We start from the raw sequence: 16,502 nt of genomic DNA on the forward strand, positions 1-16,502 counted from the left end.
CCGAAAAGGTGGCCACGAAACCAAGCGCAAGCCGCGCACAATGCGGACTAGTCTCGGTTCCGTGGCCACCATTTTTGTGGTGCCCGGAGGCCGGACGATGCTTCAGTGTCTGATCAACGATCAGCCACCTCGGCGAGGGAGCTTCTCAGCTCACGAGAGGACTCAGTCCTCTTCGACGATGAGCGGGTAGACGCCGTTCTCGTCGTGGGTCTCACGGCCGGTGACCGGCGGGTTGAACACGCAGGCCATGCGCAGCTCTTCGTCAGCCACGACGGTGTGCTTCTCGTGTCCGTCCAACAGGTACATGGTGCCATCGGAGAGCGGATAGGTCTCGCCGGTCTCCTGGTCGGTCAGAGTACCCTTGCCCTGCACGCAGTACACAGCTTCGACATGGTTCTGGTAGTGGAAGGTCGAGGTCGTCCCGGCGTAGATCACGGTGTCGTGGAGCGAGAATCCGACACGTTCCTTGCCCAGCACCATGCGGCGGCTGCGCCAGGTCTCTGACTTGATGTCGCGGTCTGTGTCATTGAGGTCATCGCGGTTGACTACGTACATTCGTGGTCCTTTCATTTGGCATATCAGACGGGTTGCCGATGTTTCAGTCGAAATGTCGACCGATCCACCGGCAACGCGTCATACAAGTTTCATGCTTGAGTCTCGGCGAACCGAAGCTCAGGTCTACAGGCTCTCGCGCTCAGCTGGGAGCAGGCTCAGACCGCCGCTGGTTCTGCGGCCGGAGCGAACTTCAGCACAGCAGCCTCGATGATGTCGAGACCCTGCTCCAGATCATGCGAGGAGATGGTCAGCGGAGGCATCATCTTCGTGACCTCATCCTTGGGACCGGAGGTCTCGAGGAGCAGGCCGTTGTCGAAGGCTTCCGCTGCCACCTTGCCGGCGATCTCGTCGTCCTCGAAGTGCAGTCCGGCGAGGAGTCCGCGCCCACGGATGGATGCCCCCTCTGCCTTCTCCACAATCGAGTCGAGGCGCTGGTGCAGTGCGGCGATCGTGTCCGCCAATTCGTTCTGGAAGGTGTTGTCTGCCCAGAAGTTCTTGATCGCGGCGGTCGCCGTGACGAATGCGGGGTTGTTTCCGCGGAAGGTTCCGTTGTGCTCGCCTGGCTCCCAGACATCGAGCTCGGGACGGAAGAGAGTCAGTGCCATCGGCAGACCCGAACCGGAGATCGACTTCGACAGGCATACGATGTCAGGTTCGATGCCGGCCTCTTCGAAGCTGAAGAATGATCCGGTACGGCCACAGCCGGCCTGGACGTCGTCGACGATGAGCAGGATGTCGTGCTTCTTGGTCAGCTCGGACAGAGCACGAAGCCATTCGGCGCGAGCGGCGCGGAGGCCACCTTCGCCCTGCACGGTCTCAACGATGACAGCGGCTGGCTTATCGACGCCGGAGCCGGAGTCTTCGAGGACCTTCTCAAGCCATAGGAAGTCAGGGATCTCGCCGTCGAAGTAGTCGTCATAAGGAATCTTCGAGCTGTTGGTCAGCGGAATGCCTGCGCCTTCGCGCTTCATCGAGTTGCCAGTCACCGACAGCGATCCCAGGGTCATGCCGTGGAATGCGTTGGTGAAGGACAGCATGTGCTGACGACCGGTGACCTTACGAGCCAGCTTGAGGGCAGCCTCGACGGTGTTGGTTCCCGTTGGTCCGGGGAACATCACGGTGTAATCGAGTCCGCGCGGCTTGAGGATGAGGTCCTGGAAGGTCTCGAGGAACTCACGCTTGGCCGGGGTCTTCATATCCAGCGAGTGCAGAACAGCACCTGACTGGAGGTACTCGACCAGAGGGTTCATCACGACAGGGTTGTTGTGCCCGTAGTTGAGAGCCCCGGCGCCGGAGAAGAAATCGATGAATTCCTTGCCGTCTTCATCCCACTGCTTCGCGCCATGTGCCTTGGCGAAGGTGGCGGGCCAGGAACGCGAGTATCCTCGCACGGCTGATTCGCGGGTTTCGAAGATGTCGGGAGTTGTGGTCTTAGAGGTTTCGGTCATCACTTGAGTCCTTTCGACTTCTGGATTACGCGCTTGCTTCGTGAGCAAGCAGCTAGGCGGTGGCCGCAACCGATCAGTTTCGGGTACGACTGTCGCCGGTCGGCGTCCTCAGGCGGAATCATCAGATCCCCAGGGCGCCTGGTGGCACCACGCTTCTCAGCGGTGCATCACAGTGGTGCGATTTCGTACAGGTACTCGGTGTCGTGGCCGTCCGGGTACAGCTCCGGAGTGATCAGCGCACGTCGTTCGCAGTTTGCGTCGCGCTGCTCAGCGAATGACTGGAACAGACGGTTTGACGCGTCGTTGTCATCGGTGATCGTCGTCTCCAGGCGAAGCGCATTGGTGCGATCAGCCAGCTCGTTGAGCATGGTCTTCGCCAATCCGTGTCCGCGGAAGTCCGACGAAACTGCGACCTGCCAGATCATCAGCGTGTTGGGCCGATCCGGGCGGGTGTAACCGGTGACGAACCCGGCGGGCTCTCCGCCGATTCGCGCGATGGTCGAGGTTGCCGAGAAATCACGACACCAGAGGATGTACGAGTACGAAGAGTTGAGGTCGAGAACGGCCGAATCTTTAGCCAGTCTCCACATGTGTTGTCCGTCCTCCATGGTCGGAGTACGGACATCGGTTTCTGTTTGAGGTTCAGCGACTGCGTTTCTCACGCCCCCAAACCTAACGACCTGAGGATGAGCGTCAACTCCGAAATCGGCGATTCACGCCACATTCGTGGGTGATTCCCGCGCGTGTCCCCCAAGTCACGAACCGGGGCTTCCCCGTGGCATCTCTGGGATGCGCCAGGGCGCTCCTCCGCGCTCATTCCGGGGCAGAGCTTCGTTATCGTTTCGTTACATTCCAACGGGCTTGGAACAGCGGTTCCACGCCTGTTCCACGTTTCGACGTCTCCTCTGGACATGACTGAGGGATGACTTTCTGTGTGTGGTGCTCCAGCTGTACGCGATGCAGGAAGAGACAGCCAGAGGAGACTTCTGGCCGACACAACGCCGGTGCCCCCAGACACCGGTGCACGCAGCGTCTAATCGGATCGCAGGCGTGGTCTCGATGGCGGCACAGCCTCTGACTGGGGCTTCCCTGCAGGCAGTTGTGGTCCCGAGGGGAGCAGGCCGCAGGGCAGCAGGGCAGGCGAGCCTCGGCCACACAGACGAGCAGCGCAGTGGGCCGGCTCAATGAACCGGCTCACTGCCACGTGAGGCCCTGCCGCGTGAAGCTGCCTCACGGGTTACTTCAGCATTCGACGACGTTGACGGCGAGGCCGCCCTGCGCTGTCTCCTTGTACTTCGAACTCATGTCCGCCCCTGTCTGGCGCATCGTCTCGATCACCTCGTCGAGGCTGACTCTGTGCTGGCCATCGCCCCACAGGGCCATCCTCGAGGCGTTGATGGCCTTGCCGGCGGCGATCGCGTTGCGTTCGATGCACGGGACCTGCACGAGCCCGGAGATCGGGTCGCAGGTCAGGCCCAGGTTGTGCTCCATGGCGATCTCGGCGGCGTTCTCGACCTGCTCGGGAGTTCCGCCCATGATGGCGGCCAGTCCCCCGGCGGCCATCGACGACGCGGATCCGACCTCGCCCTGACAGCCCACCTCGGCGCCGGAGATCGATGCCCTCTCCTTGTACAGAACACCCACCGCCGCCGAGGTGAGCAGGAAGTCCACGATCGCCGTGTGCTTAGCGGCCTCGCCGCCCTTGACCACGGAATCCACGTAGTTCAGCGCATAGTGGAGGACAGCAGGGATGATGCCGGCGGCACCATTCGTCGGCGCGGTGACCACACGGCCGCCCGAGGCGTTCTCCTCGTTGACGGCCATGGCGATGAGGTTGACCCATTCCAGGTAGTAGCCGGGATCGCGATCGGGGTCCTCGGCCTTGAGCTTGAGGTACCAGTCGTGGGCGCGCCGCCGCACCTTGAGTCCGCCGGGCAGATACCCAGAGCGATCCAGGGACGCCGAGGCGCATTCCTCCATCACGGAGTAGATGTGGAGGAGTCCGTGGCGGATCTCGTCCTCATCGCGCATCGACTTCTCGTTGACCAACATGATCTCAGCGACGGACATGCCCGTCTCCTTGCATCGCTGCAGGAGTTCAACGGCCGAGTGGAACGGGTACGGCAGCTCTTCGCTGTAGGACTGCAGCTCGGCGTCGACGACCGAATCAGCAACGGCGAACTCTGTGGCGTCGTCTGCTTCCGACTCAGCAACAGCCTCGGCGGCCAGCTCCTTCTCACGGAACTCGGTCTCAGATGTGACGAAGCCACCGCCCACGGAATAGTAGGTCTCTTCGGCCAGAGTCTGACCCTCGGAGTCGAAGGCGGCAATGGTCATCGCGTTCGTGTGGCGGGGCTTGATCGTCAGGGGACGCTTGACCATATCGTCTTCGGTGAAGGCGATCTCGACGCCGCCGTCGGCAGCACCAGTGCCACCGACAGCGTCGCCGAGGAGGATCGTGCCCGTCTCGGACATGCGAGTCCGGCGGGCGGTGAGTTCATTGGCTTCGACGCGATCGGGTGCACAGCCTTCAAGGCCGATCAGGATGGCGTCGAAGGTGCCGTGACCGGCACCGGTGGCGGCAAGGGATCCGAACACATCAACCTTGATGCTGGAGACGGACCCGAGCTTGTCGCCCAGAAGTGTGAGGAAGCTCGATGCCGCTCGCATCGGGCCGACGGTGTGGGAACTCGACGGGCCGATGCCGACGGTAAAGAGATCGAAGACGCTCAGTGGCATGGAAGATACTCCGATTCTTTTCGGGTGATCGATGGGACCGACTAAGGCCGGAAGTTCCAGCCCGGTCGGACTGCGTCGTTCCAGCCGTGGCCGGTCCCATCGGTCGGAGGGTGTGTCAGAGGGAATTGGCCTCTGCGTAGCCTGCTGCGTCCATCACTTCGCCCAGTTCGGTGACCGTGACTTCGAACAGCCAGCCGTCGCCGTAGGGGTCGGAGTTGAGCAGTCCTGGGTTGTCCGTGGCTGTCTCGTTGATGGAGGTGACTTCACCGGTCACGGGGCTGTACAGGTCAGAGACCGACTTAGTCGATTCGACCTCGCCACAGGTCTCGCCTGCGGTGACGGTGTCGCCGACCTCGGGGAGATCCACGTAGACGACCTCACCGAGGGCGTCAGAGGCGACTGCAGTGATGCCGACCTTCACCGTGCTGCCGACGATCGCGTCAGCGCTGGCGTTGATCCACTCGTGTTCGGCGGAGTAGGTGAAGTTCTCTGGAAGTGGGGGCAATTGCGCCATGATGGTCCTTTTCTGCTTGATTGACAGCTGTGTGGGTGAGCAGGTGCCCCCAGTGTACGAGTCACCCGGGGGCACCAGCACCAGGTGCAACGGATCAGTTCTCGCCGCGTTTGTAGAACGGCAACTCGGTCACTGAGAATTCATGCGCCTTGCCGCGGATGTCGACGAATACGGGCGTGCCGGGATCGGCGAGTCCGCGCTCGAGGAACGCCAGGGCGATGGGGTGACCCAGCGTCGGCGAAGGCTGTCCGGAGGTGATGGTCCCGACGGCTGTCCCGCCTTCGGCACCGACCTCGTCTGCCGAGGCGAAGACGCTGGCTCCCGAGCGTGCGGCGCGACGGCCAGCCGAGGTGAGTCCGACGAGCACGCGGGCCGGTTCAGTCTCTCCCAGCTTCGCCAGTGCCTCACGTGCGGCGAAGTTCTCCTTCGTCTTGAACCCGATCATGCGGCCGAGTCCGACGTCGAAGGGCGAGGTCTCGAGGCTGAGTTCGTTGCCGTAGAGCGGCATGCCCGCTTCCAGGCGCAGCGAATCACGTGAGGCCAGGCCGCAGGGCACGAGGCCGTAGTCGACTCCGGCCGTCGTCAGGGTCTCCCACAGACGCTCGGCGGCAATGTTGGGAATATAGAGTTCGAAGCCGTCTTCGCCGGTGTAGCCGGTGCGCGCGAGCATCAGGTCGATGCCCGCGATCGTCAACGGCATCCACGCATAGTACTTCAGCTCTCTAACCGCCTCGCCGACGGTGATCCCAGTCGAGTTGACCGAGGAATCATCTGCGGCGCCGTCGACGGCAGCATCGTTGGCCGCTGATCCGTCCGCTGCGGTGGTTGCGGGGCCGAACTCCCCATGTGCACCCTCGTCGAGGGCACGGAGGATGATGGCCTCGGAGTTCGGTCCCTGCACGGCGATGAGCGCCGTGTCCTCGGACTCGTCGAAGAGTTTGGCATCGGCTCCCGGGGACTCGTCCCGCAGGAAGTTCTGCAGCCGTTCCTTCAGGGTCGTGACGACGGTCGGGGTATTCGAAGCGTTAGGGACGATGAGGAACTCTTCGTCGCCGACCCGGTAGGTGATGAGGTCATCGAGAAGGTAGCCCGACTCGTTGACCAGCACACCGTACTTGGCCTTGCCGATCTTCATCTTCGAGTACTTCGCCACGAGCGCGTAGTCGAGGAACGCGGCAGCATCGGCGCCGGTGAGACGGACTTCGCCCATGTGTGAGAGGTCGAAGATTCCTGCGGCCTCACGCACGGCACGGTGCTCGGCCAGCTCGGAGCCGTACTTCAGCGGCATGTCCCAGCCGCCGAAGTCGGTGAAGGATGCGCCCAGCTTCTCGTGAGTTGAGTGCAGCGGGGTCTCGCGCGTCGAGTTCTCAGTACTCATCAGTCGTCCTCTTCATCGTTGACTTCGAAGGCCTCTGGCGGCGGGCAGGTGCACACCAGGTTACGGTCGCCGTAGGCACCGTCGATGCGGCTGACCGGCGGGAAGTACTTGGTTGCCTTCAGTCCCTTGACCGGGAACACGGCAGTCTCGCGGGAGTACTTGGCATCCCAGTCGTCCATCACGACGGTTGCCGGGTGCGGGGCACCGGCCAGTGGGGACTCCTCGTAGGTGTACTGATCGCCGATCGAGTCGATCTCTGCGCGAATGACGCGCATGGCTTCGATGAAGCGGTCGAGTTCATCCTTGTCCTCGGACTCGGTCGGTTCGACCATCAGTGTGCCCGGCACCGGGAACGCCAGGGTCGGGGCGTGGAAGCCGAAGTCGATGAGGCGCTTGGCCACATCCTCGGCGGTGACGCCGGACTGTGCTGTGGCCTCGCGCAGGTCGAGGATGGTCTCGTGTCCGACGAGTCCGTGCTCACCCGAGTAGAGGATGGGGAACACGTCATGGAGCTTGGCCGCCAGGTAGTTCGCACCCAGGAGTGCAGCACGAGAGGCCTCGCGCAGTCCGTCGCCGCCCATCAGCTCGAGGTAGGCGAAACTGATCGGCAGGACGCCGGCTGAGCCGAACAGCGAGGCCGAGATCGGCAGCTCGTGCGCGTCGTCATCCCCGGCCACGAGTTCCGCCGAGGTGGGATCGCCGGGCAGGTACGGGGCGAGGTGTTCGCGCACCGCGACAGGTCCGACGCCGGGTCCGCCACCGCCGTGGGGGATGCAGAATGTCTTGTGCAGATTGAGGTGGGAGACGTCGCCGCCGAACTCGCCGGGCTTGGCCAGACCGACCATGGCGTTGAGGTTCGCACCGTCGACGTAGACCTGACCGCCGGCCGCGTGGATCTTCTCGCAGACCTCACGGACCTCGGATTCGAAGATGCCGTTGGTCGACGGGTAGGTGATCATGATCGCGGCGAGCTTGTCCGCGTTCTTCTCGATCTTCGCGTCGAGGTCGGCGATGTCGACCGATCCGTCCTCGGCTGTCGCGATGACCTGGACCTTGAGTCCGGCCAGGACAGCGGAAGCGGCGTTGGTGCCGTGGGCCGACTGCGGGATGAGCACGACGTCGCGGTCGGTGTCACCGTTGGCGACGTGGAAGTTGCGGATTGCGAGCAGGCCGGCAAGTTCGCCCTGGGAGCCGGCGTTGGGCTGCAGGGACACCCGGTCGTAGCCGGTGACCTCGACGAGCGAGTTCTCCAGGCGGGTGATGAGGGTGCGCCATCCGTGCGTCTGTTCGACAGGGGCGAAGGGGTGGATCGAGGCGAACTCGGGCCAGGTGATGGGTTCCATCTCTGCTGCGGCGTTGAGCTTCATCGTGCACGAGCCCAGCGGGATCATCGTCCGGTCCAGCGCCAGGTCCCTGTCGGCCAAGGTGCGCAGGTAGCGCATCATCGAGGTCTCGGAGCCGTGTGCGCTGAAGATCGGGTGGGTGAGGAACTCAGTCGTGCGGTGGAAGCTCTCGTCGAAGGCCGGGGTGGGCACGTGGTTGGCTCCGAATGTCCCCGCTGAGGCGGCCTCGAAGTTCGCTTCATCGACCCGGGCGATGATGCCCAGTGCCTCGAGCAGTCCGTTGGCATCGGCGACCGAGTGGGATTCGCCGAAGGAGACGCCGATGGTGTCGGCGTCGATGACGCGGACGTTGTAGCCGCCGCGCTCTGCGACGACTCGGGCTGCTTCTGCGTCGGCAACACGGATGGCAACGGTGTCGAAGAACTCACGGCTGACCACCTCGGCGCCGGGGGCGGTGTGCGCTGCGGTCGCGAAGGCCTGGGCCAGGCGGTGGATGCGGGAGGCGATGCGGGTGAGGCCGACGGGGCCGTGATAGACGGCGTACATCGAGGCGACGTTGGCCAGCAGGGCCTGGGCGGTGCAGATGTTGGAGGTCGCCTTCTGGCGACGGATGTGCTGTTCACGGGTCTGCAGGGCCAGACGGTAACCGGGCTTGCCTTGGGCGTCCTTGGACACGCCGACGAGGCGGCCAGGCAGCTGACGCTGGAGACCGGACTTCACGGCCATGAAGCCAGCGTGGGGCCCGCCGAAGAACAGCGGGACGCCGAAGCGCTGGGCCGAGCCGACGGAGATATCAGCACCCTGGGAGGCAGGATCCTTGAGCAGGGTCAGGGCCAGGAGGTCGGCATCGAAGGTCACGAGTGCGCCGCGGTCGTGGGCGCCGTCGACGGCTTCGGTGAAGTCACGGATGACGCCGGTGGTGCCGGGCTGGGCGCAGACGATGCCGAAGATGTCCTCGCCGGCGAGCCCCTCGGCCAAGTCGGCGACGGTGACGCGGAAGTCCATGGCCTTCGCACGGGCGCGGACGACGGCGATGGTCTGCGGGTGGAGTTCGGAGTCGAGGACGACGGTTGTCCCCTTCTTCACTGCTCGACGCATGAGAAGGACAGCCTCGGCGACGGCGGTGGCCTCATCGAGGAGCGAGGCGTTGGCGATGTCGAGACCTGTGAGGTCCTGGACGACCTGCTGGAAGTTGAGCAGCGCTTCGAGGCGGCCCTGGGAGATCTCCGGCTGGTAGGGGGTGTATGCGGTGTACCAGGCGGGGTTCTCGACCAGGTTGCGGCGGATGACGGCCGGAGTGATCGTGTCGTAGTAGCCCTGGCCGATCATCTGCTTGCGCATGATGTTCTGACCGGCGATCGCGCGGAGGTCATCGAGGACCTCGGCTTCGGAGCGGCCCGTTGGCAGGTCGAGTCCGTCGATCTGAATGGATTCTGGGATGGCTGCGGCCGACAGTGCTTCGAGGGAGTCGTAGCCGAGTTCGGCCAGCATTGCTGCAGTGTCGTCGGCGCGGGGGCCGATATGCCGGTCGGAGAAGGGGCGTTCGGTGTCTCCGGTGGGAGCCGTGGTGTGCGCGAGTGAACTTGTGTGGGCGAGTGAACTGGTCAATTGCCGTCCTTGGGTCGGTGTCGCGCCCGCCTATGGAGGACGCACTGAGCAGTGGCGGTCCTCCCCGATCTGTCAGACGTTCACCGCGCAAGCGCAGTGGCGGTCCTTCAGATATGCCTGCAATCGGTGGTACTGGGCCTGAGAGTTTCCCGGGGAGGGAATTGCACCTACGGCGCTGCTTCGCACTGTTCGGGCAACCGGTGGTTGCGACAGTTGAGCAGCTCTCCCACGTCATGTCTTAACGGCAGTATTCAATTGTGTGGTTTTGCGTGTTGCTGGTGTGGCTAAACTCTTATGACTGGTGTGGCTATGAACTTATGGGGCTCAGTCTAGTGGCTGGGATCACGGCGGACAAACACCGTGATGAGGCTCGAATACCAGCAGTCGAACATCGTGTTCAGCGCCTTCAGCGAGACCCGCGAGATCCGCGCCTTCAGCGCCTTCAGCGAGACCATCCGCCCTGAACGCCCACCTGTGGCGGAGTAACGGCAATTGATGTGGAGGAATGGTCGTTCGAACACGGTTTGTGCGACCATTCCTCCACAGACAGTTCAGCCAGAGCGGCCGATTCTCCTCAGCGAACGAGGAGAATCAGGCGTTGCCGCCGGCGGAGAACCGCATCAGATCTCTGCGAGGTCCTTGCCCTTGGTCTCCGGCAGCAGGACCATGGCGATGACCGTACCGAGGCACAGCAGGATCACCCAGCCGCTCGAGAGCCAACTGAGATCGAGCGAATTGAACAGCCCGTTGAGATAGGGCGCCGTGCCACCGAAGACTGCGACGGACACCGAATAGGCGAAGCCGATGCCCTGGGTCCTCACCTTCGTCGGGAATGCTTCCGAGAGCACCGCGGACAGCAGCGCACCGGACATCGCGACGATGAGGAGGGCAACAGAGGAGGCCACGAACAGTGTCCATCCCGCCGAGGTGATCATGGCCATGAGCGGAAACTGGAAGACGACCATGAGGAGACCGAAGCCGATGATGACCGGGCGACGACCGATCTTGTCCGAGAGCGCTCCCCAGAATGGCAGGGAGATGAGCGCAATGATCTGTGCGCCGACCGTGGCCCAGTAGGCCGTCTGCGCGTCCATGCCGCGTTCGGTGATCGCCAATGTCGAAGCGTAGGACGACCAGGTGTAATGGGCCGCGGTGATGCCGGAGGTCATCAGGACGACGAGGACGATGGCGCGGGCGACTCGTCGGCGATCGAGCGGTACGACCGCAGCTGTATCGGCTTCTTCGGCTTCGAACACGTCGCTTTCAATCATGCCCCGGCGCATATAGAGGGCAACCAGTGCGAGCAGACCACCGAGTGCGAAGGGGATCCTCCATGCCCAGTCGCCGACAGCTGCTTCGGAGAAGACGTTCGTGATGATGCCGCCGATGGTGTAGGCCAGCACGGATCCGCCGAAGATCGCGACGAAGACGATGCTGCCCCAGAAACCGCGCCGATGCGCGGGAGCGATCTCCGCGATATAGGAGTTCGCGGTCGCCGATTCACCTCCGTGGGCAAAGCCCTGGGCCACGCGAACGAGAAGGAGCATGATCGAGGCGAAGATGCCGATCTGCCCGTACCCGGGCATGATCGCAATGAGGAATGACCCTCCGGCCATGATGAGCATGGTGACGATGAGGACGAACTTCCGGCCTCTGCGGTCAGCGATCCTGCCGAACACGATTCCACCCAGGGGCCGCATCAGGAATCCGACTGCGAAAACGCCGAGCGTGGCAAGGACCGATGACACCTTGTCATCACTGTTGAACATGGCCGCGGCGATGAATGGAGTGAACACCGCATAGGCGCTCCATTCGTACCACTCCAGAACATTGCCGATGGTGCTGGCGAAGACCGAACGCCTCTTCAGACGCAGAGGCGCCGTTGCCGCTGCTGCTTGTGCTGTCATTTCTCTACCTTTCAAGGTTCTTCGAGATCGCCGAGGCGGACTCGAGGAGCAGTGGAACACCCTGTTTGAGTGAACCGGTGAAGTCGCCAGCGGCCGGAGCTTCGCCCGAGAGCCAACGTGTATAGATCGCTTCACTGAAAATCGCTGCCTTCCACAGCGCCAAGGTCTGATACCAGGGCAGCGCGGAGAGGTCGAGGCCCGTGTGTTCTTGGTACCTCTGCATCATCTGCGCGCGATCGAGGAAACCGTCCTGACTGGTCACAGGCGTGAGATCCATGATGGTCTGCGGATACTTGGGATCTGCGTAGGTCGCGGTGAAGTACCCCAAGTCCGCCAAAGGATCGCCCAGCGTCGACATCTCCCAGTCGAGGATCGCGGCCACTTCGATCGGCCGGTCCGGCTTGATCATCGCGTTGCCGGCCCGGTAGTCACCGTGGACCACCGAGTGGCGCTGCGTCTCCGGTCGGTTGTCCTCCAGCCATTGACCGATGCGGGCGACTTCGGGCAGGGAGCGTGTCGTGTTCTGGTCCCACAGCGAGGAGAACAGAGCCACCTGTCGCTTGAGGTATCCGTCCGGACGTCCGAGAGCCGCCACATCGGGGACGGTCACGTCCACGCTGTGCAGAGACGCCAACTGATCGACGAGGATCTCGCTGAACCGCTGCCTGTCGCTGCGCTCATTGAGGATCGCCGGGAGTGCATCGGTGACGACGAGGCCGTCGACGAAGTCCATGATGTAGAACGGAACCCCGAGAACCGACTCGTCCTCACAGACCTGCAGGATCCGTGGAACATCGACCCCCTGGGCACCGAGCGCGATCTGAATCTTCGCCTCGCGCACCATGTCATGGGTCGATTTCGGAATCGGCGGCCTGGGGCCACGTCGCAGGACAACATCAGCGTCACCTCGGCGAATCCGGTAGGTGACATTCGACTGTCCCTCTCCGATCCTCGACCACTGCAGCCGGCCGCTGCCGATCCCGCAGGCGTCGAAGTACTCCGTGAGCGGCTCGGTGACGAGCAATGGCGGTGCCGGGAGTTCGGCGGCTTCAGCGAAGGTGTCGACGACATCGACGAGAGTTGCACTCAAGGGGTACCACCAACGACATCGCGACGTGGCTCGCCTGCGGCGACTTCCTTCCGACGCTTCGACGAGGCGCGGCGTGAGATCGCAAACTTGTGCGTCTCGGTGGCGCCGTCGTAGATGCGGAAGGGCCGGACTTCATTGAGGTACTGGATGAGCGGAAGTTCATCTGAAACCCCGTCGCCTCCGCACAGCTGCACGGCTCGGTCGATGACCCGATAGACGGCTTCCGAACAGTAGACCTTGGCGATCGAGGACAGAGAGCCTGCCTGCTTCTGATCTCCTTCGAGGACGAGCCCGGTCTTTGTGATCATGGCGTCAGCGGTTTCGATGTCGATGACCGACTGGGCGATCAGCTCTTGGGCCAGTCCCTGTCGGGCCAGAATGTCGCCGAACACCTCGCGGTTCTCACACCGGTCGAGCGCGGTGTCGAGGGCTCGGCGGGCCAGACCCAACCACCGCATGCAGTGCGTGAGTCGAGCCGGTGCCAGACGGACCTGGGCGTAGGCGAATCCCTGTCCGGGCGCGCCGAGAACTGCGGATTCGGGTACGCGCACATCGGTGAAGTGGACGTAGGGGTGACCGCCTGCGATGGTCCGGTCGACGGTGTGGATCGACCGGCCCACCTCGATGCCGGAAGTGTCCCGGTCAACGAGGAACATCGTCGCCGACTGACCTCTTCCTGAAACTCCCTCACCTTGGGACGCACTCGAATCTGTGGCGGCCATGACGATGAAGAAACTCGAGAGTTCGGCCCCGGAGATGAAGCGCTTGTCACCGTTGATGACCCAGTCCTCGCCATCTCTGATTGCCGTGGTGGCCAATGCTGCTGGGTCTGACCCGGTGCCGGGATGCGGTTCGGTCATCGCGAAGGACGAGCGGGCATCACCGGAGGCCAGCGGTGCCAGGTAGCGCTGCTTCTGCTCGTCGGTGGCGATGAGTCCGAGCATGTGCATATTGCCTTCGTCGGGCGCCATGCAGTTGAGGACAGCGGGTCCGATCGGCGAGTATCCAGCCTCTTGGAAGATCGGCGACCAGTGTTCGATCGGCACGCCCTGTCCGCCCCATTCCTTGGCTACATGGGGAGCGAAGACACCGGCCGACTTCGCTTTGGCCTGGAGATCCAGACGCACATCTTCATCAAGGTAGACTCCCGGCCGAGGCTCGGCGGGGATGACGACCTCACGGATGAAGGTCCTGGTCCGGAGCCGCAGCTCCTCGACTTCGGTGGGCAATGCGGTCATGCTGTTCCTCCTGCGGTGATGAGTCCGCCATCGGCGGTGAGCACCTGGGCGGTGATCCAGTCGGCATCGGAGGAGGCGAGATACGCCACCGCTGCTGCGATGTCGTCCGGGGTGCCGAGGCGTTTGAGCGGGTAGGCGTCGGCGACTTCCTTCTCCTTGCCTTCGTAGAGGGCGGTGGCGAAGTTCGTCTTGACCACGGCCGGGGCCACGGCGTTGACGCGGATGTCGGGCCCGAGTTCGACTGCCAGGGTTCTGGTCAGGTGGGAGACGGCGGCTTTGGAGATTCCGTAGAGGCCGATGCCGGGGCTGGGCACCTCACCGGTGACGGAGGATACGCTGACGATCCGCGCCCTGTTCTCCCGGAATCCCAGCCTTTCGTGATGGACGGCGTTCTGGATCCAGGCGAGGGTGCCCAGGACGTTGACGTCGAGGACCTTGCGGGCTGCGTCGAGGTCGAGGTCGATCATCGATCCGTAGACGGGGTTGATCCCGACGTTCGTGACCAGAACGTCGAGGCGACCGTACGTGGAGGCGATGGTGTCGAAGACTTCCGCACGATGATCGGCGTCGTCGGATTTTCCGGCGATGCCGACTGCGGTGCCCTCGGGGAAGGTCGCGACCACCTCGGCGAGAGCCTCGGGTTTGCGCGCGGTGATCACCACCTTTGCGCCCTCGGCTTGGAGCCGCTTGGCGATCCCGAGTCCGATGCCACGGCTGGCTCCGGTCACCAGGGCAATCTGGCCTTCGAAGCGACGGCCGATATTTGGCTCAGTCATGTTCACTCCTATCATCATGGTCTGTTCCCCGCCGCTCTCTGGCCGCGCAGCAGCCTGCGTTGGATCTTTCCGGTGTGTGTCTTGGGCAGGTCGCCGATGATGTGAACGGTCCGCGGATATTTGTATGCCGCGAGCCGTTCCTTCGTGAAGGCGATGAGATCGTCACCCGTGGTGGTCTCGCCCATGCGCAGCGACACGAAGGCGACGACCGTTTCACCTCGGTACTCGTCGGGCTCGCCGACCACAGCGGCCTCGAGCACGGCAGGATGTTCATAGAGGACGTCCTCGACCTCTCGCGGCCACACCTTGTAGCCAGACGCGTTGATCTGGTCCTTGATTCGATCGACCAGGTAGATCCATCCGGCGTCGTCGATGACGGCGACATCGCCGGTGCGAAACCACCCCTCGTCGAAGGCGGTCTCATTTGCCTCGGGCTTGTTGAGGTAGCCGGGAGTGATCTGCGGTCCGCGCAGTTCGAGTTCACCGGCACTGCCATCGGTCACGACCTGCTGATCGGCGATGCCGACGACGCGGGCTTCCAGACCGGGAAAGGGCACTCCGATGGCCAGGGTGTCGGTGGCCGGGTCCACGGGAGCCTCGGTGTTCGGTGGGACTCCGATGACCGCCGAGGCGGTTTCGGTCATTCCGTAGATGTTGTGGATATAGAGTCCGAACTTCTTCCGGAACCGATCGACCGTGGCCGGCGGCACAGGTGCACCGCCGGAGTAGAGGAAGCGAATGCTGGCGAAGTCCGCCGAGGTGGCTGTGGAGTGTTCGAGCAGAGCGTTGTAGACGGTGATCGAGCCTATGGTCACCGTGACTCCATAATCCCGAATGGCCGTGACGATCTTGTCGGCATCGACGCGACCGGTGAATGCAAGGGTGATCGGGAAGACCAGTGAGGTGGCGGCGCAGGCAACTGCTCCCGTGATGTGGAAGAGCGGTGCGACGGCGAGCATCACGTCACGCTCGCCCAGCCCGAGCCACTGCCCGTATCCCATTGCCACGCTCATCACATTCCGGTGGGTAGCCACCGATCCCTTCGCCGGTCCCGTGGTGCCGGACGTGTAGGTGAGCAGGGCCGGGTCGTCGAGACCGGGCAGCAGCTCCTCGTGTCTCGTCGACCCTGCCCGGTGCGCGTCGAGAAACGTTTGCCACGAGTCGATGTCGACACCAGTGCTGCCAGCGGATGCCTGTGCCGAAGGAGTGGGCTTGGAGGCGGCCGCCTCTTCAGTGCGCCCCGACGAGTACTCGCCATCGGTGGTGGTGAGCACCCACCTCACGGAGCTGTCGGCCACGGTCTGCACGAGGGATTCGAGGTCACCTTCGTCGCAGACAACAGCTGCTGCCTGGGAATCATCGATGAGCGCCCGCAGCTCTCGCCCCCGGTACATGGGGTTGAGGACGAGCGGGACGACACCGAGCTTCCACGCGGCCATCAGTGCCACCGCGAACTGCGGAACGTTCTGCAGATAGATGCCGATGATCGTGGACTTCCCGAAGCCCCGGGCGAGGAATCCGGCTGCGAGGGCCTCTGCATCCCCATCGATATCCGCGGTGGTGAAGATGCGGTGCTGATAGACGATGGCAGTCTGCCCAGGGTTCCTGTCCACACGGGCGTTCCAGGCATGAGCCACTGATTTCTCGCGGATATCCGGGTCGAGGCCGACACCCGCAGGATAGAGCTGTGTCCACACGTGCGACGAGGCGGGGGCCGTATCAGCGGTGTTCAGGCGTTCATTCGTCATCGAACATCCATTCTTGGTCTGGGGGCTTTCGCTTGGACCGACCGAGCGCTCGCTCGGTAATGCCTGTATCCTAGGTCACAGGAACCAAAAGGCACAAGGGGTCGACTGCGCTTCGCAGCGGGAGCGTCAGCGCTCAGCCCCTGAGTACCCGTAGATTA

13 protein-coding genes and 1 riboswitch are annotated in these 16,502 nt (G+C 63.4%); of the genes, 1 reads left to right on the forward strand and 12 read right to left on the reverse strand.

The window, feature by feature from the left end; genetic code table 11:
• Positions 1-162: 162 nt before the first annotated feature.
• From JTF07_RS11420 to gcvP, 7 genes are all read right to left on the reverse strand, one after another.
• Positions 163-555 carry an ectoine synthase gene (locus JTF07_RS11420; protein ID WP_101573238.1) on the reverse strand — a complete coding sequence of 131 codons (393 nt, stop codon included), beginning with the start codon at positions 553-555 and terminating at the stop codon, positions 163-165.
• Between the two features lie 155 nt (positions 556-710).
• Positions 711-2,003 (reverse strand): diaminobutyrate--2-oxoglutarate transaminase, encoded by a 1,293-nt coding sequence (gene ectB / locus JTF07_RS11425; protein ID WP_204234390.1) that lies wholly within the window; start codon positions 2,001-2,003, stop codon positions 711-713.
• Positions 2,004-2,170: 167 nt separating this feature from the next.
• Positions 2,171-2,611 (reverse strand): diaminobutyrate acetyltransferase, encoded by a 441-nt coding sequence (gene ectA, locus JTF07_RS11430; RefSeq protein WP_204234391.1) that lies wholly within the window; start codon positions 2,609-2,611, stop codon positions 2,171-2,173.
• Positions 2,612-3,245: 634 nt separating this feature from the next.
• Positions 3,246-4,742 carry an L-serine ammonia-lyase gene (locus tag JTF07_RS11435; RefSeq protein ID WP_204234392.1) on the reverse strand — a complete coding sequence of 499 codons (1,497 nt, stop codon included), beginning with the start codon at positions 4,740-4,742 and terminating at the stop codon, positions 3,246-3,248.
• Positions 4,743-4,857: 115 nt separating this feature from the next.
• The gene (gene gcvH, locus JTF07_RS11440) at positions 4,858-5,256 is read right to left on the reverse strand and encodes a glycine cleavage system protein GcvH (RefSeq protein WP_204234393.1); all 399 of its coding nucleotides are present in this window, start codon (positions 5,254-5,256) and stop codon (positions 4,858-4,860) included.
• Positions 5,257-5,350: 94 nt separating this feature from the next.
• Positions 5,351-6,634 (reverse strand): aminomethyl transferase family protein, encoded by a 1,284-nt coding sequence (locus tag JTF07_RS11445; protein WP_204234394.1) that lies wholly within the window; start codon positions 6,632-6,634, stop codon positions 5,351-5,353.
• Complete coding sequence (gene gcvP / locus JTF07_RS11450; protein ID WP_204234395.1) at positions 6,634-9,585, reverse strand: aminomethyl-transferring glycine dehydrogenase; 2,952 nt, start codon at positions 9,583-9,585, stop codon at positions 6,634-6,636. Before gcvP ends, JTF07_RS11445 begins: the two co-directional genes overlap by 1 nt.
• Positions 9,586-9,702: 117 nt before the next feature.
• Positions 9,703-9,824: riboswitch (glycine riboswitch) on the reverse strand.
• Between the two features lie 124 nt (positions 9,825-9,948).
• Between gcvP and JTF07_RS20660 the strand changes: the two genes are divergently transcribed.
• Positions 9,949-10,071: a hypothetical protein gene (locus JTF07_RS20660; protein WP_286672954.1), complete on the forward strand. Its 123-nt coding sequence runs from the start codon at positions 9,949-9,951 to the stop codon at positions 10,069-10,071.
• Between the two features lie 134 nt (positions 10,072-10,205).
• Here JTF07_RS20660 and JTF07_RS11455 read toward each other — a convergent pair whose 3' ends face one another.
• From JTF07_RS11455 to JTF07_RS11475, 5 genes are read right to left on the reverse strand one after another with little or no spacing between them, the layout of a single operon-like run.
• Positions 10,206-11,492: an MFS transporter gene (locus JTF07_RS11455; RefSeq protein ID WP_204234396.1), complete on the reverse strand. Its 1,287-nt coding sequence runs from the start codon at positions 11,490-11,492 to the stop codon at positions 10,206-10,208.
• Between the two features lie 4 nt (positions 11,493-11,496).
• Positions 11,497-12,582, reverse strand: coding sequence for a phosphotransferase family protein (locus JTF07_RS11460; RefSeq protein WP_204234397.1), 1,086 nt, complete (start codon positions 12,580-12,582; stop codon positions 11,497-11,499).
• The gene (locus JTF07_RS11465) at positions 12,579-13,820 is read right to left on the reverse strand and encodes an acyl-CoA dehydrogenase family protein (RefSeq protein WP_204234398.1); all 1,242 of its coding nucleotides are present in this window, start codon (positions 13,818-13,820) and stop codon (positions 12,579-12,581) included. Before JTF07_RS11465 ends, JTF07_RS11460 begins: the two co-directional genes overlap by 4 nt.
• Positions 13,817-14,596 carry an SDR family oxidoreductase gene (locus tag JTF07_RS11470; RefSeq protein ID WP_204234399.1) on the reverse strand — a complete coding sequence of 260 codons (780 nt, stop codon included), beginning with the start codon at positions 14,594-14,596 and terminating at the stop codon, positions 13,817-13,819. Before JTF07_RS11470 ends, JTF07_RS11465 begins: the two co-directional genes overlap by 4 nt.
• A 14-nt stretch (positions 14,597-14,610) precedes the next feature.
• The gene (locus JTF07_RS11475; RefSeq protein WP_204234400.1) at positions 14,611-16,344 is read right to left on the reverse strand and encodes a class I adenylate-forming enzyme family protein; all 1,734 of its coding nucleotides are present in this window, start codon (positions 16,342-16,344) and stop codon (positions 14,611-14,613) included.
• Between the last annotated feature and the right edge of the window lie 158 nt (positions 16,345-16,502).

It is taken from the genome of Brevibacterium sp. RIT 803 (assembly GCF_016892625.1).
Lineage (GTDB): Bacteria > Actinomycetota > Actinomycetes > Actinomycetales > Brevibacteriaceae > Brevibacterium.

Bases quoted from the DNA above. Each gene is read 5' to 3' on its own strand.
- JTF07_RS11475 (WP_204234400.1), bottom strand. From the start codon at position 16,344: ATGACGAATGAACGCCTGAACACCGCTGATACGGCCCCCGCCTCGTCG.
- JTF07_RS11465 (WP_204234398.1), bottom strand. From the start codon at position 13,820: ATGACCGCATTGCCCACCGAAGTCGAGGAGCTGCGGCTCCGGACCAGG.
- JTF07_RS11455 (WP_204234396.1), bottom strand. From the start codon at position 11,492: ATGACAGCACAAGCAGCAGCGGCAACGGCGCCTCTGCGTCTGAAGAGG.
- JTF07_RS11435 (WP_204234392.1), bottom strand. From the start codon at position 4,742: ATGCCACTGAGCGTCTTCGATCTCTTTACCGTCGGCATCGGCCCGTCG.
- JTF07_RS11445 (WP_204234394.1), bottom strand. From the start codon at position 6,634: ATGAGTACTGAGAACTCGACGCGCGAGACCCCGCTGCACTCAACTCAC.
- JTF07_RS20660 (WP_286672954.1), top strand. From the start codon at position 9,949: ATGAGGCTCGAATACCAGCAGTCGAACATCGTGTTCAGCGCCTTCAGC.
- ectA (WP_204234391.1), bottom strand. From the start codon at position 2,611: ATGGAGGACGGACAACACATGTGGAGACTGGCTAAAGATTCGGCCGTT.
- JTF07_RS11420 (WP_101573238.1), bottom strand. From the start codon at position 555: ATGTACGTAGTCAACCGCGATGACCTCAATGACACAGACCGCGACATC.
- JTF07_RS11470 (WP_204234399.1), bottom strand. From the start codon at position 14,596: ATGACTGAGCCAAATATCGGCCGTCGCTTCGAAGGCCAGATTGCCCTG.
- ectB (WP_204234390.1), bottom strand. From the start codon at position 2,003: ATGACCGAAACCTCTAAGACCACAACTCCCGACATCTTCGAAACCCGC.
- gcvH (WP_204234393.1), bottom strand. From the start codon at position 5,256: ATGGCGCAATTGCCCCCACTTCCAGAGAACTTCACCTACTCCGCCGAA.